This window comes from Cupriavidus sp. a3 (assembly GCF_051015765.1).
GTDB lineage: Bacteria > Pseudomonadota > Gammaproteobacteria > Burkholderiales > Burkholderiaceae > Cupriavidus > Cupriavidus oxalaticus_A.
The window spans coordinates 1090222-1115431 of record NZ_CP170643.1 but is presented as its reverse complement, the minus strand read 5'-3'; the positions used below and the strand labels follow the sequence as shown (position 1 = coordinate 1115431).

General features: G+C 66.8%; 22 protein-coding genes and 1 tRNA gene. 10 read left to right on the top strand and 13 right to left on the bottom strand.

The window, feature by feature from the left end:
* The first annotated feature begins 337 nt into the window (after window positions 1–337).
* The gene (locus ACAD63_RS05230; protein ID WP_135706296.1) at window positions 338–1231 is read left to right on the top strand and encodes an amino acid ABC transporter substrate-binding protein; all 894 of its coding nucleotides are present in this window, start codon (window positions 338–340) and stop codon (window positions 1229–1231) included.
* A 145-nt stretch (window positions 1232–1376) separates the two neighbouring features.
* Here ACAD63_RS05230 and ACAD63_RS05225 read toward each other — a convergent pair whose 3' ends face one another.
* Window positions 1377–1886: a hypothetical protein gene (locus tag ACAD63_RS05225; protein ID WP_135705604.1), complete on the bottom strand. Its 510-nt coding sequence runs from the start codon at window positions 1884–1886 to the stop codon at window positions 1377–1379.
* A 251-nt stretch (window positions 1887–2137) separates the two neighbouring features.
* Between ACAD63_RS05225 and ACAD63_RS05220 the strand changes: the two genes are divergently transcribed.
* Entirely contained in the window at window positions 2138–2470 is a 333-nt protein-coding gene (locus tag ACAD63_RS05220; RefSeq protein ID WP_133093043.1) for a DMT family transporter, read from the top strand.
* A gap of 570 nt (window positions 2471–3040) precedes the next feature.
* Window positions 3041–4720 (top strand): 4-hydroxyphenylacetate 3-hydroxylase N-terminal domain-containing protein, encoded by a 1680-nt coding sequence (locus tag ACAD63_RS05215; RefSeq protein WP_195427351.1) that lies wholly within the window; start codon window positions 3041–3043, stop codon window positions 4718–4720.
* Between the two features lie 76 nt (window positions 4721–4796).
* Here the strand turns inward: ACAD63_RS05215 and ACAD63_RS05210 are convergent.
* Window positions 4797–4871 (bottom strand) — tRNA-Arg (locus ACAD63_RS05210).
* Window positions 4872–5247: 376 nt separating this feature from the next.
* Here ACAD63_RS05210 and ACAD63_RS05205 point away from each other — a divergent pair.
* Window positions 5248–5541, top strand: coding sequence for a hypothetical protein (locus ACAD63_RS05205; protein WP_133093045.1), 294 nt, complete (start codon window positions 5248–5250; stop codon window positions 5539–5541).
* A gap of 81 nt (window positions 5542–5622) precedes the next feature.
* Window positions 5623–6399: a PP2C family protein-serine/threonine phosphatase gene (locus ACAD63_RS05200; protein ID WP_133093046.1), complete on the top strand. Its 777-nt coding sequence runs from the start codon at window positions 5623–5625 to the stop codon at window positions 6397–6399.
* Window positions 6400–6428: 29 nt separating this feature from the next.
* On the opposite strand, the gene ACAD63_RS05195 is transcribed toward ACAD63_RS05200, so the two are convergent.
* From ACAD63_RS05195 to ACAD63_RS05150, 10 genes are all read right to left on the bottom strand, one after another.
* Entirely contained in the window at window positions 6429–7781 is a 1353-nt protein-coding gene (locus tag ACAD63_RS05195; protein ID WP_133093047.1) for a sigma-54 interaction domain-containing protein, read from the bottom strand.
* Window positions 7778–10918 (bottom strand): peptidase domain-containing ABC transporter, encoded by a 3141-nt coding sequence (locus tag ACAD63_RS05190; protein ID WP_434033524.1) that lies wholly within the window; start codon window positions 10916–10918, stop codon window positions 7778–7780. Before ACAD63_RS05190 ends, ACAD63_RS05195 begins: the two co-directional genes overlap by 4 nt.
* The gene (locus tag ACAD63_RS05185; protein ID WP_133093048.1) at window positions 10899–11651 is read right to left on the bottom strand and encodes a peptidylprolyl isomerase; all 753 of its coding nucleotides are present in this window, start codon (window positions 11649–11651) and stop codon (window positions 10899–10901) included. Before ACAD63_RS05185 ends, ACAD63_RS05190 begins: the two co-directional genes overlap by 20 nt.
* 93 nt (window positions 11652–11744) lie before the next feature.
* The gene (locus ACAD63_RS05180) at window positions 11745–13124 is read right to left on the bottom strand and encodes an HlyD family efflux transporter periplasmic adaptor subunit (RefSeq protein WP_133093049.1); all 1380 of its coding nucleotides are present in this window, start codon (window positions 13122–13124) and stop codon (window positions 11745–11747) included.
* Complete coding sequence (locus ACAD63_RS05175; protein WP_135705607.1) at window positions 13121–15766, bottom strand: FHA domain-containing protein; 2646 nt, start codon at window positions 15764–15766, stop codon at window positions 13121–13123. Before ACAD63_RS05175 ends, ACAD63_RS05180 begins: the two co-directional genes overlap by 4 nt.
* Before the next feature lie 272 nt (window positions 15767–16038).
* Entirely contained in the window at window positions 16039–17466 is a 1428-nt protein-coding gene (locus ACAD63_RS05170) for an efflux transporter outer membrane subunit (protein WP_165971429.1), read from the bottom strand.
* 234 nt (window positions 17467–17700) lie between these two features.
* A complete protein-coding gene (locus ACAD63_RS05165) occupies window positions 17701–17964 on the bottom strand; it encodes a hypothetical protein (RefSeq protein ID WP_133093052.1) in 264 nt (87 codons plus the stop codon).
* Window positions 17965–18021: 57 nt separating this feature from the next.
* Complete coding sequence (locus tag ACAD63_RS05160; protein WP_133093053.1) at window positions 18022–18291, bottom strand: hypothetical protein; 270 nt, start codon at window positions 18289–18291, stop codon at window positions 18022–18024.
* A gap of 332 nt (window positions 18292–18623) precedes the next feature.
* On the bottom strand, window positions 18624–19058 hold the full coding sequence (locus ACAD63_RS05155; protein ID WP_133093054.1) for a DUF4399 domain-containing protein: 435 nt from the start codon (window positions 19056–19058) through the stop codon (window positions 18624–18626).
* 45 nt (window positions 19059–19103) lie between these two features.
* Window positions 19104–19529 carry a DUF4399 domain-containing protein gene (locus tag ACAD63_RS05150; protein WP_133093055.1) on the bottom strand — a complete coding sequence of 142 codons (426 nt, stop codon included), beginning with the start codon at window positions 19527–19529 and terminating at the stop codon, window positions 19104–19106.
* A 149-nt stretch (window positions 19530–19678) separates the two neighbouring features.
* Between ACAD63_RS05150 and ACAD63_RS05145 the strand changes: the two genes are divergently transcribed.
* Complete coding sequence (locus ACAD63_RS05145; protein ID WP_434033523.1) at window positions 19679–21025, top strand: formylglycine-generating enzyme family protein; 1347 nt, start codon at window positions 19679–19681, stop codon at window positions 21023–21025.
* Window positions 21026–21075: 50 nt separating this feature from the next.
* Here the strand turns inward: ACAD63_RS05145 and ACAD63_RS05140 are convergent, their stop codons facing one another.
* Entirely contained in the window at window positions 21076–23124 is a 2049-nt protein-coding gene (locus ACAD63_RS05140) for a protein kinase domain-containing protein (RefSeq protein ID WP_135705609.1), read from the bottom strand.
* A gap of 426 nt (window positions 23125–23550) precedes the next feature.
* Here ACAD63_RS05140 and ACAD63_RS05135 point away from each other — a divergent pair, with 426 nt between their 5' ends.
* The 4 genes from ACAD63_RS05135 (at window position 23551) to ACAD63_RS05120 (ending at window position 24862) form a co-directional block, all read left to right on the top strand.
* Window positions 23551–23820, top strand: coding sequence for a hypothetical protein (locus ACAD63_RS05135; protein ID WP_116320898.1), 270 nt, complete (start codon window positions 23551–23553; stop codon window positions 23818–23820).
* 50 nt (window positions 23821–23870) lie between these two features.
* On the top strand, window positions 23871–24140 hold the full coding sequence (locus ACAD63_RS05130) for a hypothetical protein (RefSeq protein WP_133093058.1): 270 nt from the start codon (window positions 23871–23873) through the stop codon (window positions 24138–24140).
* 91 nt (window positions 24141–24231) lie between these two features.
* Window positions 24232–24504: a hypothetical protein gene (locus tag ACAD63_RS05125; protein WP_133093059.1), complete on the top strand. Its 273-nt coding sequence runs from the start codon at window positions 24232–24234 to the stop codon at window positions 24502–24504.
* Window positions 24505–24619: 115 nt separating this feature from the next.
* Complete coding sequence (locus ACAD63_RS05120; RefSeq protein ID WP_133093060.1) at window positions 24620–24862, top strand: hypothetical protein; 243 nt, start codon at window positions 24620–24622, stop codon at window positions 24860–24862.
* Window positions 24863–25210 lie beyond the last annotated feature (348 nt).

The following is a 25210-nucleotide window of genomic DNA, read 5'->3' as shown; positions in this document are numbered from 1 at the left end:
GGCGTTGCTCGCCGGGCACGCTTGCCGCGCCGCCAGTTGTCCGGACCCGGTGCCGCGTGGAACAATGGCTTGTCCTGCACACCCGGGGTGCCGGCACGACAGGCAAGACGACACGCAAGACGACAGGCAAGACAACGCAGAGCCGGCGCCACAGCCGGCCAGAAGACGGAACGGGTGGTTGGCCTCCGGCCGCTGCCCGCGCCGGTTCCAGTCATTTTTGTACGGGGGTTACATGTTCGATCCGGGTCCGGGGCGCCTGCCTTCCTGCGGGAAGCGCGCGCCCGTCTTGTCATGCCCTGCCCTGGCCGCGCTGGCAGTGGCGCTGCTGGCTGCGGCCATGCCGGCACCATCCGCCGCCGCCAGCGCATCCACCACTGCCACCGACCCTGCCGCCGCGGCGCCGTCCGACGTCGCGCCGGTGCTGCGCCGGATCAGGCAGACCGGCGCCATCCGCATCGCCCACCGCGAAAGCTCGGTGCCGTTCTCCTTCGTCGCCGACGGCAAGCCGGTCGGCTATGCCGTCGACCTGTGCCTGAAGGTTGCCGACGCCGTGCGCGGCGCGCTGAAGCTGCCGTCGCTGCGCGTGGACTGGGTGCCGGTCACGCCGGCCAGCCGCATCCCGGCCATCGTCGAGGGCAAGGCCGACCTGGAATGCGGCTCCACCACCAACAACCGCGAGCGGCGCGAGCAGGTCGCCTTCACCATCCCGCATTACATCGCCGGCAGCCGCATGCTGGTCAAGGCGGCGTCGGGCATCAACCGGTGGCCGGACCTGCGCGGCAAGACCGTAGTCTCGACCACCGGCACGACGCCGCTGGCCACGCTGCGCAAGATGGATGAGTCCGGCGCGCTGCAGCTGCGGCTGGTCGAGGCCAGGGACCACGCCCAGGCCTTTGCCATGGTCGAGGCCGGCAAGGCCGATGCCTTCGTGATGGATGACGTGCTGCTCTATGGCCTGCGCGCCAACGCGGCGCGCCCGGACGACTACCGCGTCACCGGCGACCTGCTCACCATCGAGCCCTACGCCATCATGCTGTCGCGCCACGACGCGGCCTTCAAGCAGCTGGTCGACAAGACGCTGGTGGCGTCGATCTATGACCAGGACACGCAGCGGCTGTACCGCAAGTGGTTCCAGGCGCCGATTCCGCCGCACGGCATCCGGCTCGATATCCCGATGAGCTACCTGCTGCGCGACTCGTTCAAGTTCCCGAGCGACAAGGTGTCGGACTGACGTAGCCAGGCCAGGGGAAGGCGCGCCGCATGGACCTTCCTGATGGCCGCGCTGGTGATGGCGGCCACCGGCATGACCGGAGGTTCGACAAGCTGAGGCGCCCGCGCGCGCCCTGAACGACCCTGAGCGTCCCCCCCAGGCGCCGCTACAGCATCATGAAGGCAACGTCGGCGGCGCTGACCGCATCCGGCGGCACGCCCTTGCGGCGCTGGAACAGGATGTGCTGCAGCACGCGGTCGCGGTGCGTGGCGAAGGTCTGCGGGTCCAGCCGCAACGCCATGCGGGCGTAGTGCTCGGCCATCAGCTTGTAGACCCGGTGGCGCACCAGCAGCATTTCGTTTTCTGCCTTGAACCGGCTCATCGTCCCCGTGTGGTCGTCTTCCAGCTGGCGCATACCGACCACCACCCGCGCGTGCATGCCCCGGTAGCGGTCGATTTCCGCATGGGCCTTGCGCAGTTCTTCGCGCAGCGACCGGACCTCCTGCATCAGCTTGAGGTTGTGCTGCACGCCCCGCTGGATGCGCGTGGCTTCTTCCAACGCATGGTCCGCCGCGGCGATGGTGTCCTGCCATGGCGTCGTGTCCGCCTCCAGCGCCTTCTCCCCGGACTGCGTCGTTGGCCAGACGGCCGCGTCTTCGATGCCGGTGTGATTCATACCGCTCCCCTTACCCAAAAGCCAGCCGCCGGCATCGTAAGGTTCGTGCCGGCTTGGTCAGGCCGCAATACCGCGACTGCCTGGTAATGCACGCCCGCGGGGCGTGCCTAGTTCTGTATTTTGTTTCATTGAAAACCGCAATGCCGCTGCGCACAACCACCACGACGGAGGGACGCGGCTTTGGCGCAACATGGCGGCGGCGCTAAGATGCCGGTCTGGCTGCGTTGCCGCCCCTCTTTCCAGCCCCAACCATGAACGGATACCTGCTCCTCGCCCTCGCCATCGTCGCCGAAGTCATCGCCACCAGCAGCCTGAAGGCCTCGCAAGGATTCACGCGGCTGGTGCCCAGCGTGCTGGTGGTGGGCGGCTACGTGGCGGCGTTCTGGCTGCTGATGATGGTGATGCGGACCGTGCCGGTAGGGATTGCGTATGCAATCTGGAGCGGGGCCGGGATCGTGCTGGTGACGCTGATCGCGGTGGTGCTGTACCGGCAGATCCCGGATCTGGCCGCTTGCCTGGGGATCGGCCTGATCATTGCCGGCGTCGCGGTGATTCAGCTTTTTTCCAAGTCCAGCGCGCACTGAACAACGCCATGCCCAGACTGCAGGATGCAACGCCGCTTGGCCTGCTGGCAGCCGAACGATTTACCGCACCTCGCACGGCCCGGGCGTACATGTCACGGTGGAACCCGGCGGCACGATGATGGTACGGCCGCTCGGCGGCGGATCGGAAACGGTGCGTTGCACCGAGATGCAACTGGCGAGCCCGAGAAGCGGCAACAACACTAGTGAACGTACGAGAAGTCCGACGCGTACCATGGCGATCTCCCTGTAGGGCAAGGCCGCTGCCGGCAGGTGTCGGGAACGCAACCTTTGCCTTTGCGGAAGTATAGGCAAGCAAGGCGCAATTGGCCCCCTGGTGATCGAATCGGGATGGGGGAATTTGCCTGAGGCTGTCGCCAAGAATCGAATCTGCATCTGGCCGGATTCACATTCAGACATAGCGAAAGCGGCCCCGGACACAAACGCCGCGTCATTGCCATGGCATAACAATGTATCGTCAATGCAGCTTCGGCCTGCGCGTTTGCGCACCGAAGCTCTGGCGTGCCCGCCTTGCGGTACGGCACATACTCTTTCCGCGAGAAGCCAAGCGATATGTTCGACGACCTGCGCAATACCTACGACCGCGTCTATGTGCCGTTCACCGGCAAGGAATTCCTGCAAAGCCTGGACGATGGGCGCGAAGTGTGGATCTACGGAGAGCGTGTACGCAATGTCGCCGAGCATCCGGCCTTTCGCAACATGGCGCGCATGATTGCCCGGATGTACCAGGCGCTGCACGATCCGGAACGCCACACCGAACTCTGCGTTCCGACCGAATGGGGCGGCTTTACCCAGCGCTTTTTTCGCGCCCCGCGCGATGCGGCCGAGCAGGTGGCGCAGCGCGATGCGATTGCTGGCTGGCAGAAGTGCGCATGGGGCTGGATGGGACGGTCTCCGGACTACAAGGGCTCGTTCCTGGCCACGCTGGGGGCCAACCCGGCGTTCTACAAGGGCTACGAGGAAAACGCCCGACATTGGTATCGCAAGGCTCAGGAGCGGACCTGGTACCTGGGCCACGCCATAGTCAATCCCCCGGTGGATCGCGATCTGCCGCCGTCGGCCACATCGGACGTATTTGTGCGTGTGGTCCATGAAGACGATGGCGGCATCTACGTGAGCGGGGCCAAGGTCGTTGCCACCGGCGCGGCGCTGACTCACTACACCTATGTTGCCAATGTCGACGCCACGCCAGCGCGAGGGCCCAAGTTCATCGTACCCACCAACGCCCCGGGATTGAAGCTTCTGTGCCGGGTCTCGAACGAATATCGGGCCGCGGTACTCGGCAGCCCGTTCGACTATCCCCTGTCATCGCGCCTGGACGAGAACGACGCCATTCTCGTGATGGACAATGTTTTCGTGCCGTGGGAGAACGTCTTCATGCACGGAGAGGTCCCGCAGGCGGACGCCATACAATCCGGCTCCGGATACCTGGAGCGCGCATCGCTCCACGGCTGTACGCGTGTCGCGGTCAAGCTCGACTTTATCATCGGACTATTGGCCCGCGCGCTGGAGATCACCGGCACCCGCGGCCTGTATGGCGTTCAGGTGCACCTCGGCGAGGTGATCGCATGGCGCAACGCTTTCTGGGCCTTGTCTGATGCGATGGCCAAGAGCGAAGTGCCCTGGCATGGCCACGTCCATCCCGATCCGCACTTTGCCGGCGCCTACCGCGTACTGAACCAGGAGGCATTGCCGCGCGTGCGCAATATCATCGAGCAGGTCGTAGCCAGCGGCCTGATTTACCTGAACTCACATGCGATCGACTTCAGCGTGCCCGAGATACGAGCCTATCTCGACAAGTACCTGCGCGGTTCCGGCGGCGCGCCGGCCGAGGAACGCGTCAAGGTCATGAAGCTGCTGTGGGATGCCATCGGCACCGAGTTCGGCGCACGTCATGAACTTTACGAGATCAATTACATCGGCGGCAACGACGCCACGCGGTTGACCAACCTGTCGGCGGCGCAGAACACGGGCAACCTGGACCAGATGAAGGCTTTCGCCCGTTCGGCAATGGATGACTACGACCTGACCGGCTGGACGGTTCCAGACCTGGTCAACCCCGACGATGTCAGTGCGCTTCCGCGCAACCCGCGTGCCGCGGGGCAGAAACGTGGCAATGTCATAAATGACATTGCGGCCAAAACCGCCAAGCCAAATAGAACTGCTCCACCTCGCACCACCGCTAACGGCGCAATCGCCGTACCAGGCTGTTCGGGCCCGAGACGGCGCTGACCCTGCCCTGCCAGGGCCCTGGGACTCCGGCCGCCCGCCTGCTTGTTTGGGGATGGGAAGAAAGCTGAAGCGTGGATGGTCCCGCCGACAGGAATCGAACCTGTATCTAGCGCTTAGGAGGCGCTCGTTCTATCCATTGAACTACGGCGAGGGGACCCTGAAGCAGGAGGGGAGTATATCAAAATCCTCTTGCCGGGAGTCAGCCGACACCGCTGCGGCGCAGATGCTGCATCGGTGGTCCGCGGCACATATCAGAGGACAGAGGAGGAAAATTACGGCTGCAGCGGGGTTATGCCGGGGTGCAGAACAGTGACGGGGAATTTCCGACAGCTGGTCGCGCCGGTGTCGGTGCCAGCCCAACGCATAGCGACGATCCGCTGATGGCGCGTCGCCGTGCCGCCAGCCGCCAACCCGCGCCGCACGGCGCCCTGGCGCCGACCCGGGCAACGGCCGCGAGCGCTGGCACGCGCCTTGCTCTATTCCGGTACCGCCCCGGCACCAAGCCGCCACTAACTGGAGACAGAAATATGGCCACCCTCGCTATCCACGATCTTGCCAGCTGCCGCGAACTTGCTTCCGACACCATGGCCCGCGTGCGCGGTGCCGGCGGGCAGTGGGTGTTCGGGTGGATCCGCCCGTTCGTGCCTTCATCGCCATTGCCGGCCGGCGCGGTGTTCAACTTTTACGAGATCAATTACAGCTTCTATGCTGATCAGATGAACAACCAGTTCCAGAACATCGATATCCGCAACAACGCGCCCAACTCCAATATCAGCGTCCAGGGCGACCAGGGCGCAAGGAACGACGGCCGCCTGGTCTGAGCGAGCGTCGTGGCACGCCCCGGCGCGACGGGGCAAGAATGGGGCAATAAAGGGGCGCGCGATGCGGAGCGGAGGCTAGATTTGGGTTTCGATTCGCACTTCCAGTGGACCTCGGCGGCCTGTACCGACGTCGGCCGCGTACGCGAACGCAACGAGGATGCGTGCCTGGACCTGCCCGCGCAGCAGCTGTGGGCGGTCGCCGACGGCATGGGAGGTCACGCCGTCGGCGACTTCGCCAGCCAGGCCGTGGTCAAGGCGCTGGCCGCGCTGCCGCCGCAGCCGCTGCTGGAAGACCGGATGGAAGCCACGCGCGCGGCGATGCAGGGGGTCAACCTGGCGCTGGTCGACGAAGCCGCGCGGCTGGGGGTGCGCTGCATCGGCAGCACGGTGGTGGTGCTGCTGGCCGGCGACCGGCGCTGCGGCTGCCTGTGGGCGGGCGACAGCCGGCTGTACCGGCTGCGCGGCGGCGAGCTGGTGCGGCTGACGCGCGACCACAACCAGGTCGAGCGCCTGCTGGCGCGCGGACTGATCACGCCCGAGCAGGCGCGCCACCATCCCGCGCAGAACACCATCACGCGCGCCGTCGGCGCCGCGGCGACGCTGGCGCCGGAGCAGCTGCTGACCGAAGTTGCCGATGGCGACGTCTTCCTGCTGTGCAGCGACGGCCTGAGCAATGAGGTCGACGACCCCGACATCGCCGCGGTGCTGGCGCAACAGGATCCGCCGCAAGCCGCGCAGACGCTGCTGCAGATGGCGCTCGATGCCGGCGGGCGCGACAACATCTCGGTGGTGGTGATCCGCGCTGCCGATCCGTACGGCTCGGACAAGACGCTGGTCAATCCCGAGCTGGACACCTGAGCAGCGCCCCTACTCCTTACTACCCCTTGCTACCCCTTGCTCCCGTCAGCCTGCCGGCTGGCGCGGAAATCCTTGGAATGGATGCCGTGCTTCTTCAGCAGCATCTGCACGTGCGAGCGGTTCATGTCGAAGCGCCGCGCCAGCTCGGCGACGGTGCCGCCGACTTCCTGCAGCCCGCGCTCCAGGAAGGCGCGCTCGGCTTCGTCGCTGGCCGCGCGCTTGGCCTCGCTGAGCGAGGTGGGCATGGCGATGTCGGCCCCCGCTCCCCCTGCTGTTGCCGTCCCAACCACCGCCAGCGCCGCCGGCCTGGGCCGGATGTCCTGCGGCAGCTGCGCCAGGTCGGCGGTGTCGCCAGCCAGGCAGGAAAGCCGGTACATCAGGTTGCGCAGCTCGCGGATATTGCCCGGGTAGTCATAGTGCAGCAGGAAGTCGCGTAGCCGCGGCGTCAGCCTGACCGGCGCGCGCTTGAGCATGCTGGCGGCCTCGTCGCTGAAGTAGGACACCAGCAGCGGGATCTCGTCGTGCCGCTCGCGCAGCGCGGGCAGGCTGACATGGATCACGCTCAGGCGGTAGAACAGGTCTTCGCGGAAGGTGCCGGCCTCGCTCATCTTGCGCAGGTCCTTGTTGGTGGCGGCGACGATGCGCGCATCGACCGAGATGATCTCGTCCGAGCCCACGCGCTGGATCTCGTGCGCTTCCAGCACGCGCAGCAGCTTGACCTGCCCCGTCAGCGGCAGCTCGCCAATCTCGTCGAGGAAGATGGTGCCCGTATGCGCGCTTTCGAACTTGCCGCGCCGGTCGTTGCTGGCGCCGGTGAACGCGCCCTTCTTGTGGCCGAACAGCTCGGACTCGAGCAGGCTGTCGGGGATCGCGCCGCAGTTGACCGAGATGAACGGCTTGTCGGTGCGCGAACCGTTGGCGTGGATCACCTTGGCCATCAGTTCCTTGCCGGTGCCGCTCTCGCCGTCGATCAGCACCGGCAGGTCGGTCGGCGCGGCTTTCTCGGCGATTTCCAGCGCTTCGAGCAGCTTGGGGTTGTCGCCGAAGGTCCCCTCGAAGATAAAGCTGCGCTCCATCAGCGCTTGGCGCCGCTCGCGCGGCATGCGTTCGACCTCCTGCTGCGGCGGCGCGTTCTTGGCCGCGCTGTCGGCCCCGGTTTCGGCAGAAGACGCTGCCTGCACGAAGCGTTCCTTGTGCGACAGCCCCATGACCTCGTCGCGCAGCGTGGTGGCCTGCTTGAGCAGCTTCTCGATCTCGGGCCGGTCGAGGCGCGACGCCCAGCGCAGCGTCGAGCGCAGGATCTCGATCTTCTCGATCAGGCCGGCGAACGAAACCGGCGAGGTGACCGAGGCGGGGGTGGCACCCTGGTTGTATAGCTTCATGCTGCGCTCAGTTGCTTCTGCACCAGTTGGTAATACATGCCCTTGCGTTCCAGCAGCTCTTCATGCCGGCCCTGCTCGACGATCGCGCCTTCATACAGCACCAGGATCTTGTCGGCCTGCATGATGGTGCTGAGGCGGTGCGCGATGATGACCGCGGTGCGCCCGCGCAGGATCTCCTGCATGTTCGCCAGGATGTTGCTCTCGGACTGCGTGTCGAGCGCCGAGGTCGCTTCATCGAACACCAGCAGCCGCGGGTCGTGGTACAGCGCGCGCGCGATGCACAGCCGCTGGATCTGCCCGCCCGACAACCCCATGCCGCGCTCGCCCACCACCTGCTCGTAGCCGAGCGGCAGCTTGCTGATAAAGGCGTGGGCATCGGCCATGCGCGCCACTTCCTCGATGCGGCGCCGGTCCGGGCTGTCGTCGCCGCAGGCGATGTTCTCGGCGATGGTGCCCGAGAACAGCAGGTTGGACTGCATCACATAGCCGACCTGGGCGCGGTAGAACGCCGCGTCGATCACGTTGAGGTCGTAGCCGTCCACCGACATCGAGCCCTCGGTCGGCTTGTAGAAGCCCACCAGCAGCTTGGCCAGCGTGGTCTTGCCCGAGCCGCTGCGCCCGACGATGGCGACCATCTCGCCCGGCCGGATGGTAAAGCTGATGTTCTCCAGCACGTAGGGCGTGTCCTCGCCGCCATAGCGGAAGTACAGATCCTTCATCACGATCTCGCCCTGCAGGTCGGGCAGCATCACGCGCGACAGCACGTCCTGCGGCTTCTGCTCCGGCTCCAGGTCGAGCACGTCGCCGAGCCGCTCCATCGCCACGCCGGCATCGTTGAGCTGGCCCCACAGCGCCACCAGTCCCATCAGCGGCGCCAGCACGCTGCCCATGAAGGCGTTGAAGGCGATCAGCTGGCCGATGGTCAGCTCGCGCTCGAGCACCAGCGTCGCCCCCACCCACAGCACCGCGATGGTGGTCGCGGCATTGAGCAGCTGGCTCGCCAGCCCCACCAGGATATGGAAAGCCTGCGCCTTGTATTGCGCTTCCAGCGCCTTGGTGTACTTGCGCTCCCAGCGCAGCCGCACCGGCCGTTCGATGCCCATGCCCTTGACGGTCTCCGCGCCGCCCAGCGTTTCCATCAGGTAGGCCTTGGCATCGGTCGACGCGGCAAAGACCTCGCGCGCATAGGTCTTGACCCTGGGCGTCACCACCACCGTCAGCGCCGCGATCGGGATCACGAAGGCGATCAGCAGCAGCGTCAGCTTGACGTTGTAGAGGAACATGATGGTGAAGTAGATAAACACCATCAGCAGGTTCAGCGCCGTGGTCACCGTCGACTCGGTCAGGAAGGCGCGGATGGTCTGGTTCTCCTGGAAGCGCGCGAAGATGTCGCCGGTCTTGCGCTTGGCGAAGAACGACAGCGGCAGCGACAGCGTGTGCTTGAAGAAGTGCGACATCATGGCGAAGTCCATGTTGCGCACCATGAAGTTGGCCAGGTACGCGCGGATCGTCGACATCAGCTGCGAGAACACGTTGGAGATGATCAGCCCCACGATCAGCAGGTGCAGCAGCCCCACGTTCTGGTGCACCACCACGCCGTCGAGGATGTTCTGGATGATCAGCGGCGGCACCACGCCCAGCATCTGGATCACGAAGGTCGCCAGGAACAGGTGCGCCAGGATCTTCTTGTACGGCGCCAGGTAGCCGATGAAGCGCAGCCACGGCGAGCGCTGCACCGACAGCTGCGTCATGCTCTCGCCCGGCGAGAACAGCAGGCAGGTGCCGCTCCAGCCGCGCTCGAACTCCTCCGCGCTCATCTTGCGGAAGCCGATGGCGGGATCGGCCACCCACACCCAGCGCGACGAGATGCCGTACACCACCACGTAGTGGTAGCCCTCCCAGTGCACGATGAACGGCAGCTCGAAGCCCATCAGCGAGTCGCGCGTGCATTGCACGCCGCGCGTGGTGAAGCCGAGCGATTCACCGGCGCGCGCCAGGCTGTCGAGCGTGGCGCCCTGCGTGGTCACGTTGGCCAGTTCGCGCAGCTTGCCCAGCGTCATCGGGATGCCGTAGTGCCGGCAGATCATTGCCAGGCAGGCCGCGCCGCAGTCCATTTCCTCGGCCTGCTCGACCAGGCCGAAGCGGCGGATCAGCTTCTCGCCCAGTTCGGGCCTGGAATGCAGGTCCAGCAGCACGGGACGCTTGCGCCGCTCGGCCAGCTTCTTCTGCCGATGCAGCTCGCGGTCGAGCGCGCGGATGCGCTCCTCCAGCACCTCGCGCAGGCGCGGGTTGCGCTCCAGGATCAGCTGCACGGTCTTCTCGGGAATGACCAGCAGGCGCACGTCGGTCTCGGCGACGGCCGCTGCCAGCTGCTCCTGCCGCATCACGCAGGCGCGCTCGCCGAAGATGTCGCCCTGCCCAAGTGTCGCCAGGGGGAACTCGCTGCCTTCTTCGCTGCGCACCACGCGCACGGTGCCCTGGCGCACCACGTACAGGCGCCGGTCCTCGCGCCCGTCCTGCTTCAGGATTTCCTTGCCGGCGCTGACGCGCTTGACGCCCACGCTGCGCACGGCGTCGGCCAGTTCCTGCTTGTCGAGCTTGCCGCGCAGGTCGAACAGCCGCGCGACAAAGCCGCCGGCGGAACTGATCGCGACATAGCTGGTGACAAAGGCCAGCGCGGCCGGGTTGCCGGCGACCACCGGCTCGGCCACGCTGCGCGGGATCATCAGCAGCTCGGTCTTTCCCGAGGCGCGCACCGACGACTCGTGCCGGTACTCGCGCAGCAGCGCGATATCGGCAAAGACCTCGCCAACCTTGCGCACGCCCATGCTGATTTCCTTGCCGTGTTCCTCGTTGAACACGCGCACGGATCCCGACTTGACGATAAACAGGCCGGGCGCCGCATCGCCGGCATTGCAGACGGTATCGCCAAAGCCGAAGGTCAGCACCTGCGCGGCCTCGGCCAGGCGCGACACTTCCTCCGGCGTCAGCACCGACAGGATTTCGACGCCGGCCAGGAACGTGGCCAGCGCGGATCCGCCCTCGGGCCGTTCCGGTGCTGTCGGCGCTGTCGGTGCGGTCGGCGCAGCGGCAGCGGCGGCGCCTTCGCCAGACTCGCTAGCGGGCTTCGATGACATGTTCCTGCGCCCTGCCCATCAGCCAGTCTTCGCGCAGCAGGCGCCGCACTTCCACCGCAACCTCGGTGTCGAGCGTGGCGGGATGCTTGGCGCGCACCAGGAAGACTTCAAAGAAAGAGCGGTCCGGCGCTGGGAACGGCCCCAGCAGGTCGCCCGGCTCCGCGTTGAATACCTTGGCCTCGATATCGGTCTTGAGCGAGCCGCGCAGCACCTTGCCGATCGCGCCGCCGTGCTCGCGCGTGTCGGCGATCGAATGCTCGCGCGCCATGTCGGCGAACGCGTCCGGATCGTCCTGCAGGTAAGAGATCAGCTCCTTGGCCTTGCCTTCGCTGTCGACCACGATATGGCTGACCTCGATGCTGTCGAAGCGCGGCGAGTTCAGCGCAAAGTACTCCTGCACCGCGGCGTCGCTGCAGACCTGCTCCATCATCCGCTCCTGGTACAGGTTGTCGGTGATGAACGCCTCGAACTCGTCGAGGCTGACATTGAGCGCATCGAGGTAGTGGTTCATGTCGGCGGCGCGGTGCAGCCCCTGCACGCGGCGGAACTGGTCGGCGCGCTCCTGGATTTCTTCGGGCGTGACCACCATGCCCTGACGCTTCGCGGCGTGCACCGTCAGCTTGTCGCGCACCATCTGCTCGACCAGACCTTCGAACTGCCCGGTCAGCTTGAGCAGCCGAACGAATTCCTCGACGCCGAGCACCTCGTCGTCGATACGGACAATGCCAGTCATGTCTAGGCTCCTTTTGACGGCCCTATGCGTTAGCACGGGCATCCGGATTGGCTGTTCCTGTATTCCCCCGGCTGCTGCCGGTGCTGCCGGCGGTTACCCCGCCACCTCGCGGAAGGGGTCGAGCCCCAGGTCGATCAGGCGGCGCTCGCGCACCACGATCTCCGCCGTGGCGGTCATGCCATAGCGCAACGGATACTTGTTGTCGGCCACGGTGTAGTAGTCGCGCGCCAGGCGCACCCTGCCCTCGTAGACCGGCTGCTTGTCGGGGCCCGGCTTGGTCGCGGGCGAAATGAATTCCAGCGTGCCTTCGATGATCCCGTAGCGCTGGTACGGGAAGGCGCTGAACTTGAGCTTGACCAGCAGCCCCTCGCGCAGGAAGGCGCGGTCGCGCTCGGCAATGACGATCTTGACCACCGGGCGCGCATCCTTGGGCGCGATCCCGCCCAGCGGCGTGTTGGCCTGCACCTTGTCGCCGCGCTGGGTGGAGGTGACATCGGTGATCACGCCCGACACCGGCGCCAGGATCAGCAGGAAATTGTCCTTGTCGATATTCTCGAAGCGGATGCGCGCGGCGGCGTCCGCCACCAGCCGCGCGGTCTGTACCTGCAGCCGCAGCTTGTCTTCGGTGCTGGCGATCTCGCGCAGCGCCGCGTCGTACTGCACGCGCAGCCCGGCCAGGTCCTGCCCGCTGCTTTCGAGCAGCGCGCTGGCCTGGGTCATCTCGCGGGACAGCCGGGCATCAAGCTCGCTCAGCCGCGACTGCGCCACGCGCAGGTTGTTCTCGGCGTCCTGCGCCGCGGCGCGCTTGGCATCGAGCTGCGACTGCGACACGCCGCCGCCGCCGGGCAGCGCCAGCAGGCGCGCATAGCGGTCCTGCTCCTGGCGCGCAAACTCGCGCGCGCGCCGGGCGTTTTCCAGGTTGCTGCGCGCCTCCTGCAGCTGCGCGCGCTGTTCCTCGGCCAGCCGCGTGGTGCCCTGGGCAAGGCGGTTCTCGTGCTGGCGCGTGGCCACGTCGATCTGCTGCTTGAGCGCGTTGGCGCGGCGTTCCATCAGCGCCTTTTTCTCCGGGAACTGCTTCCATTCGCGCTCGGAATCCTCCAGCTTGAGCTGCGCTTCCAGCGCATTGGCGGCGGCCTCGATCGCGCCGCGCGCGTTCAGCCGCGCCAGCACGTCATCCTTGGACACCGGCTGGCCTTCGGCGACGTACAGGTCGGCCAGCTCGCCGTCGACAGGGGCATAGAAGCGCCGCACTTCCGATTCGGGTGCCAGCGTGCCTTGCGCGGTGACGATGACATCGGCATGGCCGACGAAGGACCACACCAGCCCGCATACCACCAGCGCAAACGTGGTGACGATGGTCAGCATGCCCAGCCGCGACGGTTCGGCGGTAAGCAGGCCGATACCCTCGGCGCTGTGGTCTTCGAGCGCTTCGGACAGCGGCTTCAGGCCGGCCTGGCGGGAATCGTCTTTCATGGCTGCCTCGCTGGCTGCTGCGGCGCGGGGTTCGCCGCGTTGGCCGCGTTGGCCGCGTCACTCGGGGCGGCATCCGCGGGCACCTTGCCGCTGTCTTCGCCGCCGATCAGCTCGAGCTTGGTCTTGAGGACGGCGGGATCGAGCACGGTGCGCAATTCACGCAGCGCATGGCGCTGCTGGTCGGCCTCGGCGCGGATCTCTTCCTCGACCTTGGCCAGCTGCGCCAGGTCCGCACTTTCGCCGGCGCGCAGCTGCGTAAAGATGCGCATGCCCTGGCGCGCATCGTCCTGCGCCTGCGACAGCAGCCGGGCCTGCGCGCGGAACCTGGGCGAGATGCCGGGTTCGAGCCGCTGCTCGCTGCCGATCACGCCGTTGCTGCGGTATTGCTTCCACGCGGCCACGGCGCTGCCCATCAGTTCGCGCGCGCGCCGCAGCGCGCTGTCGCGCACGCCGTTGACATCGGCTTCCACCGCGCTGGCGAAGAACTTGTCTTCGTCGGCGTCGAGCATGGCGTAGAAGCCGAGCAGGCGGTCTTCATAGCCCTTGCTGCCGCGCGCGGCCTGCAGCTCGGCAAACTGCGCCGCCACCTTCTGCTTGTGCGCGAGGTCGCGCGCGAGATCGTCGCTCCATGCGCCGCCCTGGATGCGCCTGAATCCCGCTAGCGCGGTGTTGCTGTCGCCCTGCTGCCACGCGCTGGCCGCACTGGCGTACTGCGTTGCCATCTCCGGCGGCGGCAGCCGCGGCGACAGTTGCGCGAACTGCGCCTGGAACGGCGGCGTGGCGAAGCGGCTGTCCGCCAGCCGCGCCACCAGCGTGCCGGGGCGGCGCGCGCGCAAGGCCTGCAGCAGCGCGGTGTAGCGGTCCAGGTCCGCCTGCACCTGGTCCAGGCCCGCCAGCCGCGGGTATTTCTCGCGATAGTCGGCGATCACCGGCTGCAGCGCTTCCGGCCGATCGCGGCCGAGTTCGGTGGCGATGCTGGTGTCGAGCCGCCCGATCGCCGCCAGGTAGACAGACGCATCGTTCTGCAGCCGGCGCACGTCGCTGAGCGCATCGGCATAGAGGTCGCGGAATGCCGGCACGTCGGCGGCAATGCGGCCCAGCGCGCGCTGGTGCGCGATGGTGTCCTGGTTCCAGTGCGCCAGCAGCTCGCGGATCGGCGCCTCATCGGCGTAGAGGCGGATCGGCGCATCGGCACCCCGCTGCGCGGCATAGCGTTCGAGCCGGCCGATCCATTCGAGTTCGGCCACCAGCGGCCGGGCGTCGGCGTTATTCGCGCCGAGCTGCCGCATCTGCGCGAGCGCGGCATCGGCACCGCCGAAGTCGCCGGCCTTGAGCTTCGCGACCCAGCCGGGCACGTAGGCGCGCAGCAGCGCTTCGGTGCCGAGCGCCTGCACCTCTGCATCGCCGGGATGGCGTGCGAGATAGCGGTCGGCCGCCTTCGCCGCGCCGGCGTAGTCGCCCGCCGCATGCAGGGTCTGCACCGCGCGCTCGTCGGCGCCGCGCCAGTAAAGCGCCGCGCCGGCCAGCACGGCCAGCAGCAACAGCGCGCCGCCCCAGCGCGCGGCGCGCCGCAGGCGTGCGCCGTCGTCGAGGCCGAAGCTGCGCGCCGCCTCCGCCAGCAGCAGCGCAATGCGTCCGCGCTTGCGCGGCGGATGCGCGCGGTCTGGCGCGGCGGTCGCGGCAGCGGCCTGGGCTTCGGCGTCGGCGTTGACTTCGTCTTCCTGGTGCGAGGCGTAGTCGACGCAGAAGATGTCCAGGAAGGAATCGGCGGCGCCGACAAAGGTGGTGCGGTCATCTTCGTCGTGTGCGGCGTCGTGTGCGGCCGGTTCAGCCGGCACCTGCGCCGGTACGGCGGGCTCCAGCGTGGTCCGCGTCGCGGTGGCATCGTCGTCGCCGGCGCGGCGGACCTCGGCCTTGTAGACGAAATGGCTGCCGCCGAACGCAATGCGGTCGCCGTTGTCCAGCGGCACGCCGTGGTCCGCCAGGCGCCTGCCGTTGACGAAGGTGCCGTTGGTGCTGCCCAGGTCTTCCAGGAACGGCACGCCGCCCTTCAGGTACACGTGCGCGTGCCGGCGCGACAGGTAGTTGACCTGCTGCGGATAGTTGTCGCGATAGCGCGCAAAGGCATCGTCGGCCTTGCTGATCAGGTACGGGAAGCCGTCGACATGAATCGGCTGCAGCCCGACATCGTCGCGTTCCGGCAGCAGCGTCAGCGCGACCCGCGGCGGCTCCGGCTGCGGTGCCCGCGGCGACAGCCGCACGCGGAACGACAGCGCCGGGCCGAATGCCAGCTCGTCGCCATCGCGCAGTTGCGCCGGCTGCCGCGCCACCGCCGCGCCGTTCACGCGCGTGCCGTTCTTGCTGCCCAGGTCGGCAACATAGACCGCGCCTTGCTCGGCAAAGATGCGCGCATGGCGCCGCGACAGCGGCGCCGCGAGGTCTTCGGGATAGGCGGCGAATGGCAGCTCGGTGCGGCCGACCGGGAACAGGTCTTCGTCGATGCGGATCTCGCCCAGGTCCGGCCGCGAGACCGGCGTCAGGAACACATCGAATTCCCTTGCCAGTTCCTGGCTCGACTCCCGAGCGATCCCCTGGGCCATTTTCACCGGCATTTCCATGATCAGTGCTTCGTCAGGAGCCATGTTTCCAGGGAGCCAACAGCGCGGCTGCCGCGGCGGCCGGCCAAGGGGGGTGAAGCGACTAAGAACATAGTAGGCGACGGCTTAGGCTAGTCAATCGGCTGCGGCACGCGTGCAGGCGCGTGTTTTCACTGAGTCGGGCAGGGAAAGAGGCAAGGGCTGCACGCGTGGCGCAAGGCATTGCGCAACGCGTTGCGTACGCATGCGTCACGCCGCGCGTGAAGGTCGTGGCAGGTACCGCAGGCACCGGCCCGCGCCGCGCGGCAGCGAGCGCACTATTGCGGCTGGCTGGCCGCCGTGTTGCGCACTTCGGTGTCGGGCCAGCCGCCGCCAAGCGCCTTGTACAGCGTGACAGTGTCGGCCAGAATCTGTTGGTGGACCGCCAACAATTGCAGCTGTGCGTTCAGCAGCGAGCGCTCGGTCTCGAACACTTCGAGCTGCGAAACCACGCCTTCCCTGAGCTGCGCCTCGATCTGCGCCGACACCACGCGCAGCTGCTCCACCTGCTGCTGCAGCTCTACGCGCTGCTTCTTGTGCGCATCGACGTTGACCAGTGCACTCTCCACCTCTTCGAACGCCGTCATCACGGCGCGGCCATATTCGTTTTCCGCCACGCCCACCTGCGCTTCGGTGGTCTTCACGCGCGCACGCACGCTGGGATCGAGCATGGGCAGGTTGATGCTCGGCATAAAGCCGAAGGTGAAGGACTTGAGCAGGTCGCTCAGCGCAAAGCTGGCGGTGCCGCCGCGCGCGGTCAGGCTGATGCTGGGCAGCTGCGCCAGCCGCGCCTGGCCGACGATGTTGTAGGCCGCCAGCACGCGATATTCGGCCGCGACGATGTCGGGCCGGCGCGCCAGCAACTGCGACGGCAGGCCGGCCGGCACGCTGGGCGGCTGCACGCGGTCCTGCAGGCGTCCCGCCGGTACCTTGAGGTTGCCCGCGGGCACGCCCACCAGCGTGGCCAGCGCGTTTTCCGCCACATCGCGCGAACGGCGCAGCTCCAGCAAATCCTTGTTGAGCCGGTTGATTTCAGCCTGCTGCTGCATGACGCGGATCTTGGGCGCCAGGCCATTCTGGTACATGGCCTGGTAAGTGGTGAGGATCTGCCCGTTCTTGGCGACGGTGCGCGTCTGCTGCTCGATCTGCTCGTCGAACTGCAGGATCGTGAAGTAAGTGGTCGATACATTGGACACCAGCGTCAGGTAGCCGGCGCGCCAGTCGGCCTCGGTGGCGCGGAACTCGGCGGTCTGCGCCTGCACGCCCTTCTCGACCTTGCCCCAGATATCGATATCCCAGTTCAGCTGCGCGCCCGCGTTGTAGGTCCAGGTGGATTTCTGCCCGGTGCTTTTCTCGAAGCTCGCACCGGCGCCGATATCGATCACCGGCAGCCCGCCGGCACGTGCTTCGCCGATCTGCGCATTCGCCACGCGGATGCGCGCGGCCAGCACCTTGATGTCGTAGTTGCCGGCCAGCGCCTGGTCGATCAGGCCGTCGAGGTACGGGTCGTTAAAGTTGTGCCACCAGTTGGGCTGCACCGCGTCCTTTGGCGACACCGTGATCGAATCCTGGCGCGACCATTCGGCCTTGGCCGGCGTTTCCGGACGCTGGTACACCGGCGGCCGGAAATCGGCGCAGCCGGCCAGCAGCGCGGCGCATGCGGCGGAAGCGAGCCAGGCCAGGCGGCGCGAGGCTTGGGTCGGCATGACCCGGGGAGCGGCAGTAAGGGATACGGGCACGGTGCGATCCTGCGTGCGTGCGCGGCGGGGAACGCACTGGCGTGCCGTGGCCGCGGAGGTCTGTCTGTATTGTGGTGCGCGCGGGCGCGCGCTCCAACCCCGATCTGCATCAGGCGAAATCCGATGCAGTCGGCCATGGATGGGCACATGAAGCGCGCCGCGAGGACACCCTCGCGGCGCGGCGCCATCTCAACAAGCTTCTCAACGATAGATATTGTTGCTGGCGTTCTGGTTGGTATCCACATGCGAACGGACATGGTCAAGGAAGGCCGAGCCGTTGCCATTCAGGTTGGTGACGGTCTGCATCTGCGCGATTTCCTGCGTGGCGGTGATGCTGCTGTCTAGCTTGAACTTGATCGGGGCGTAGACCGCCGCGAAGGGCATGTAGGCGAGACCGCCGCGCACGGCTTGCATGCGCTTGCTGTCGAGGGTTTCGGTGGCGGCCAGGTCTTTGATGGTCAGCATGATCGTTCTCCGGGTATCGATGTGTGCGTGGGTGCGTGGGCAGCTATGGCGCGGGGCTCAGCCGTAGATGTTGTTGGTGGCGTTCTGGTTGGTGTGCACGTTCGACTTGACGTGGTCCAGGAACGCCGAACCGTTGCCGTTCATGTTGGTGACGTTCTGCAGTTGCGCGATTTCCTGCGTGGCGGTGATGCTCTTGTCGATCGACAGCTTCAGCGGCATGTAGGCGGCGACGAACGGGACATAGGCGAAGCCGCCGCGGACGGCGTGCATGCGCTTCTGGTCCAGGGTGTCGATGGTGGTCAGGTCGTTGATGGTCAGCGTGGTCATGATGGGCTCCTGGTGAGGATGGTGTTGCCTGGGTTGGGGTTCGAGCATCGGGTTGGTGTCGCGCTCGGTTGGGATATCGCAGGGAGCGTGCCAGGAGGGTGCGGCTGGGGGTTGGCGTTTTGTAAACGCCTGAAAATAAGGGATTTTTTATTCGACCTTGCCCTTCAGGCTCAGGTTGCCGCTGCTTTTGAAGGGCACTGGCTGGTGGGTTCGACCCAACACGTTGAGGGTGTGTGTTGGGTGTGCTGTGACAGCAGGGCCGGTACCCTGCTGCTGACGGCAACGCAGGAACGCCTTCGGCTGCGCTGCGCGCCGGTCACATGGGGGGCGTTTTACTTTACGTAGATTGTGATTCGCTTTGAATACACGGGCGGATTTGTGGGGATGTGCTTGTCATCCCCCATGATCAGCTGCAGCGTATGCTTGCCGGGCGGCAGTTCCAGCATGGTTTCAGTCTCTCCCGCGCCGAAATGCAGGTGGTTCCGGTCGTTCGGGATTTCCTTGTCCATTGGCGGCAGCTCGACGTCGATCAGCAAGTGGTGGTGCCCGGTGTTGGCATACTTCACATCCTTTGGCGCCACCCCCATGTTGCGCAATCCAAACCATACCTTGAACGGCTTGCCGGCAGGCATCACCTGCCCGTCATTGGGCCAGCCGATATAGAGATAGGCATTCGGCGGCGCCGGCGTGGATCCGCCCTGGGCTGCGAACGACACCAGCACGCTGGCAGCGAGCGCAGCGGCAGCAAGTAGTCTGGATCTGGACATAACCCTCTCCCGTGGTGGCCGTGCGATGCCACGCCGCACGCAACGCTAGCGCACGGTGATCGTGATCTTCTTCGAATAGATCGGCGGCTCGAACGGTATGTGCTTGGCGTCGCCCATCAGCAGTTGCAAAGTGTGCTTGCCCGGTGGCAGTTCGATGCGCGCATCGGTCTCGCCCGCGCCGAAGTGCAGGTGGTTCCGGTCGTTCGGGATCTCCTTATCCAGCGGCGGCAGCTCGACGTCGATCAACAGGTGGTGGTGGCCGCAGCGTGGCAGCTCGATGCCTTTGGGGCACACACCCATGTTGCGCAGCCCCATGCGCACCCAGAACTTGCCGCCGGTGATCACCGTGCCGTCGTGCGGCCAGATGATGTAGGCCTCGGCGTTGGGTGGCGCGGCTGTCGACAGCGACAGCGATGGCGCGGCCGCGAACACGGCGGCCGCCGCCAGGCGGAACAGGAATCGTCTGGACATACGCCCTCCCCGGAGATCTGCCCGAAACCCGATCACGTTGTCCCGTCAGCCCATTCTTGTTGCTTGTTGGCCAGCGCTCGGCGATTCGTCATTCAGGTTAGGACGCAAGCCCGGAAAATGCGACCCCGGCGAAGCGGGGCGGCTTTGCAATGCTTGGCCCGGGACACAGGCGCTGTGCTATCTTGAAGCAAGCCGGTCTAGGTCTCGGCAACACCACAAAGCGTCCGCAACGCATGTGCCGGCATGCAATCGGGTTCGCTGCCGTCCGACGAGGTGTGAAGATGTGGCGCAATCTACCAGTCGTGCATCTGGCCGCGATGGCCGGGATTCTCGCCTCCACCGCACTTTCCATGGGTGCGGCGTCCGCTGCGTCCACGGACACGCTGCTGCTGGCCGGCATCCTGCCCAAGAACACCGACGAGCAGTATGAGCTCAGCTTCTGGGAATCGATCAAGAACAGCAACTATGCCGCCGACTACGAGGCGTACCTGAAGCAATATCCCAACGGGCGCTTCGCGGTGCTGGCCAAGTCACGGCTCGAGCGGCTGCGTGCTTCGGCATCGGCGCCGGCACCTGCGCCCGCGCCTAAGGCACAGAAGCAGGCCGCGCCGCCGCCCCGGTCCGGCACTTCCTCGGGCGGGCAGGTTTCGCGAGCGCCGGCCGCGTCGGCACCTGCCGCTGCCCGTTCCGAGCCGGCCCCTGCTCCGCCCTCAGCGGCAGCACCCAAGGCCGGCGCCGCGGCCGGTGGCTCGATCAGCGTTGCGCCACCGCCAGCCCGCGCCGGCGAAATTCGCGATTGCCCGACATGCCCGGTGCTGATCCCGCTGCCCGCGGGCAGCTTCACCATGGGCAGCAGTGCCAGCGACCCGGCGGAGAAGCCGCCGCATCACGTCACCATCGGCCAGCCGTTCGCGATCGGCCGCTTCGAAGTCACGGTCGAGCAGTGGAATGCCTGCGTCGACGCCGGCGGCTGCCAGCGCGTGCCGACCATTGCTGAAAGCGCGAAGAACTCACCGGTCCGCGATGTCAGCTGGGACGATGCGCAACAGTACGTGGAGTGGCTGAGCAAGACCACCGGCAAGGCCTACCGCCTGCCGACGGAAGCGGAATGGGAATACGCGGCGCGCGGCGGCACCGCCAGCGCGTTCTGGTGGGGCGACCAGATGCGCAAGGGCAACGCCAACTGCAAGGACTGCGGCGATCCGTGGAGCAACGATGCGCCGGCGCCGGTGGGCTCGTTCGCCGCCAACCCGTGGGGCCTGCATGACGTCAACGGCAGCGTGTGGGAATGGGTGGCCGACTGCTGGCACAGCTCGTACAAGGGCGCTCCCGCGGACGGGCGCGCCTGGAACGAGAACGCGTGCGGCTCGCGCGTGATCCGCGGCGGCTCGTGGCGCGAAGGGGCCGGCTACATGGTGTCTTCCACGCGCTTCAAGTACAGCCCGAGCGTGCGGCAGTCGCAGAACGGCTTCCGCGTGGCGCGCGACATGAAATAGCGTGCGCGCACGAAGCCCGTCGGTGAAGCGCAAGCCAACGCGTGCGCCCGTCAGCGCGCACGCGTCGAGATCTGCACTACGTCCGCGCTGATGCGGTCGTTGCCATAAGTGCGCGCCATCTGCGCCAGCGGCTTTTCCAGCGCGCGCAGGTAATCCTGCTGCCCTTCCACCTCCGTGCGGCGCCCTTCGAACAGCGGCACCGGCGTCGTCAGCAGCACCACCAGCTCGGTGCCGAAGGGGGCCGACACAACCCAGGCGCCACCTTCGCCGATCGTCGCCTGGTGCCCTGCCGGAGCCTGGTGGGCGGACACCCGCGAGCTGGGCACCATGTGCGCGACCTTGCCGTCGGCCGCGAAGTAATCGACGTAGACATAGGACTCCTGCGCCGGCGTACGCAGCTCCAGCACCAGCGGCGAGCCATCGGTCAGCTGCGAGCTCTTGCCACGCAACCGCAACGACGAGGCGGTGCCGCCTTCGCGATTGCCTGACCAGTACGGCGCGACCAGTTTCGCCACCTCGCACTTATCATCCGCAAGCGGCTGCGTCTCGACGGTCACGCCCTTCACGCCGGGCAACTTCGCCAACTGCTCGCGCAGGCGCGCCGGCCCCACGCTTTCGGCCAGGAAGCCGCGCACGCGCAGCGTATGGGCCTTTTCGCTGGCGTTGAGCAGCGAACACGGCACGGCGGCGAGCGCCTTGGTAACCTCGGCCATGGAAAACACCGCTGGGCGCGCCGGCGCTGGCGCTTCTGGCGGCGCGGGAGGTGTGACAGGCTGCGTGGGGGGCGCCTCCGCACGCGTCTCGGCCGGCGCCGTGGCGGGCTGCCGCTGCGCATGCCAGGCGTAGTAGCCGATCGCCGACACCCCGGCGAGCACGGCGGCGACACCGCCGATCATCATCGGCGAACGCTGCGACGGCGTGGTCATCGGCACCGCGCTCATGCCATGCAGGAAACGCGCGACGGTTGGCGTGCGCGTGGCGCGATTCAGCGACAGTGCCTCGCGCATCGTTTTCCACTGCGTGCGGCTGAGCTGCGGCGGCTGCGGCGGCTTGACGCCCGCCTCGCGCGCCTGGTTGGCCGACATGCGCTGGTACGGGTGCTTGCCTGTGATCAGTTCGTAGGTCACGCAGGCCAGCGCGTAGATATCGTCGCGCGGGTCTGGCTCGCGGTGCTCGAACATCTCCGGGCTCGCATACGCCGGCGTCATGCCGCCCAGCGAGCCGGGATCGAACACGGTGCGGTCGGACTCGTCAGCCGGCGGCAGGAAGCCGCGCGCGATGCCGAAGTCGATCACCTTGACCTCGCCGCTGTCGGTCAGAAACACGTTGGCAGGCTTGAAGTCGCAGTGCACGAAGCCGCGCTCGTGCGCATAGGCCAGTGCATTGCCCATGCCGTTGATGATGGGCATGGCGCGCGCCATCGGCATGCCGCTGAAGCCGGGCGCCTTCAGCACGTGGTTGAGCGAATTGCCCGACAGGTATTCCATGGTCAGGAAGACCACCGGCCCGTCGCGGTCGAAGTCGTAAACGGTAACGATATTCCGGTGCGCCAGCGTCTGCGCCTTGCGCGCCTCGCGCTGCAGCGCGATCAGCGACTTGGGATGGCCGCTGAACTGCAGGTTCAGCACCTTGATGGCGATATAGGGCTTGCGGTCGGACGCCTCCAGCTTGCGCAGGTCGAGCGCCTTGTACACCGTGCCCATGCCGCCCACGCCCAGGCACTCTTCCAGCACGAAGCGGCCGTTCAGCGTATCGCCCACGCCCTTGGCATGTGCCGCCGGCGGCAAGGTGCCGGCCTCGGGTGAGGTCGCGTAGAGCGAACCTGTCTGCGGCCCGGTGGCCATGCGCGTGGCTTCGGTAACGCCCTCGTACTGGGTCGCACTGCGGCGCTCGATGCGCCGCATCACTTCGGCATAGACCGCGGGCGGGAACGGGAATCGGGTGTTTTCCTCGATGACCACGCGCGCCGCCTGGCTGGGCGAAGTGGGGTCCTGGGCCAGCGCAGTCTCGAACGACGCAACGAATTCGTCGTCGGACAGTCCGCCGCTCTGGAACTTTCGGATCAGGTCTTTAAGACTGGCCACGGCTCGCCCTGACATGGTTTTCGGGCAGGGTTGCCCGCGCTGTGTGCAGTGCGAAATTGCCCTGTCTTCGATGGATACTAGTGCGCACCCATGGCATGCGCAATCCGTGCGCTTGCGCTGCGCTGCCGGCACGCAACGCCGTGCGCGTGCGGCGCCGGCATTCGTCGGCCGCGATCGGCGCCGACTGTCACTGCGGGGCCAACACCGGCGCCACACATGTTGGCCGGGCACCGCCATCCAGTGGCCCGCAATGGCGCACACGACCGGTGCCGGAAAGCCGACATGCCCGTCAAAAACCCCTTGTTTTCAGGCATTTGCGCGCGGCGCGCGCAGCCGGCTGCGGCGCTGGCACGCTCCCTGCGATATCCCAACCGAGCGCGACACCAACCCGATGCTCGAATCCAAACCCAAACGCAATACCTTCCGCCACTGGAGACCATCATGACCACGCTGACCATCAAGGACCTGTCCTCCGCCGAAACCCTGGACCGCAAGGGCATGCAAGCCGTGCGCGGCGGCATGACCTACATGCCGTTCGCCGCGGTGTACATGCCGCTGAAGCTGTCGATCGACAAGAGCATCACCGCCACGCAGGAAATCGCGCAAATGCAGTCTGTCACCAACCTGAACGGCAACGGCTCCGCGTTCCTGGACCACGTCAAGTCGAACGTGCACACCAACCAGAACGCCACCAACAACATCTACGGCTGAGCCCCGCGCCATAGCTGCCCACTCACACATACCGAGACCCGGAGACCATCATGACCACGCTGACCATCAAAGACCTGTCCGCCGCCGAAACCCTCGACAGCAAGCGCATGCACGCCGTGCGCGGCGGCCTCGCCTACCTGCCCTTCGCCGCCGTCTACGCGCCGATCAAGCTGGCGTTCGACGGCAGCATCGACGCCAAGCAGTCGATCGCACAGATGCAGACCGTTACCAACCTGAACGGCAACGGCTCGGCCTTCCTGGATCACGTCAAGTCGAACGTGCACACCAACCAGAACGCCACCAACAACATCTACGGCTGATCCAGCCACGGCCGCGGCGCGCGGTGGCCATATGCAAGCCCCGCGCCAGCCGCTCCGGAACCCTCATCGAATCACCTGAAGGAGCGCCATCATGTCATCCATCATCGTTCGCGACCTCGCCGTCAGCAAAGACCTCGACCGTGCCTCGCTGCGCGCCGTGCGCGGCGGCAATTCCTGGCTCACCCGCGGTGTCGGCAACGTCGGCCCGCTGGCCAACGTGACCGTCAACGTCAACCAGAACATCGCCCAGCTGCAGAGCATCAATGTCAACACGCTCAACAACAGCTTCGTCGGCCACGGCGCAGGCCCTGTGAGCGTCGATGTCAACCCGTCGCAATGGGCCGGCAACTTCGCCGCGGTCTGAGCGCCTGGGTAATACGGGGAGCGGCGGCCGGCCCGCAAGTGCACCGCGGGCCGCCGCCTATACTGAAGCGGTCCCGCGGCCGCATGGCCGTGGCGCCGCATTACCGGAGACAGCCATGGCAGTAATCGTCATCAAGGATTTGTCCGACAGCGTGGATCTCGACCGGCAGGCCATGACCGCCATCCTGGGCGGCGGGCGCACCGCCGGCGGCCAGGGATGGCATGGGCTGCGGCGCAGCGGACCGGCGCGCATCGTCGATTACCCGGGCGGCCTGCCCGGCAATCGCCACGTGATGCCGCGGGAAGTCCCGCTGGGCCGGTTGCCCCGAAAACCTGCAGACAAGGGGACGGGCGGCTAAGCGCGGGCGGCAACGGGTAGAGAGAAGCGGTCGATCAAATGAAAAGCCCGCCAGTCACTGGCGGGCTTGGTTGCGGACGGGCCCGGACCTTCTCGGTCACGCGGTCAACAGTTCGGTCATTCTTTGCCAGGCAGGCTTCCCATGATTCCGCCCATGAAGCGGACGCCCATCCGGACCACCCGGAGAGTCGCAGGAAGACTGGCGCTTGGGGCAATGACCGCAATGCTTGCCGCTAGCAGTGGCGCAATGCCGCTGGAGGAGGTCAAAGCGGGAACGTTTTTCGTCCGCCCCGTGCGGGCATCCTGTGTGCTCGCGCCTCCAGTATAGGCAGGGGCCGCGGCCTTTCAA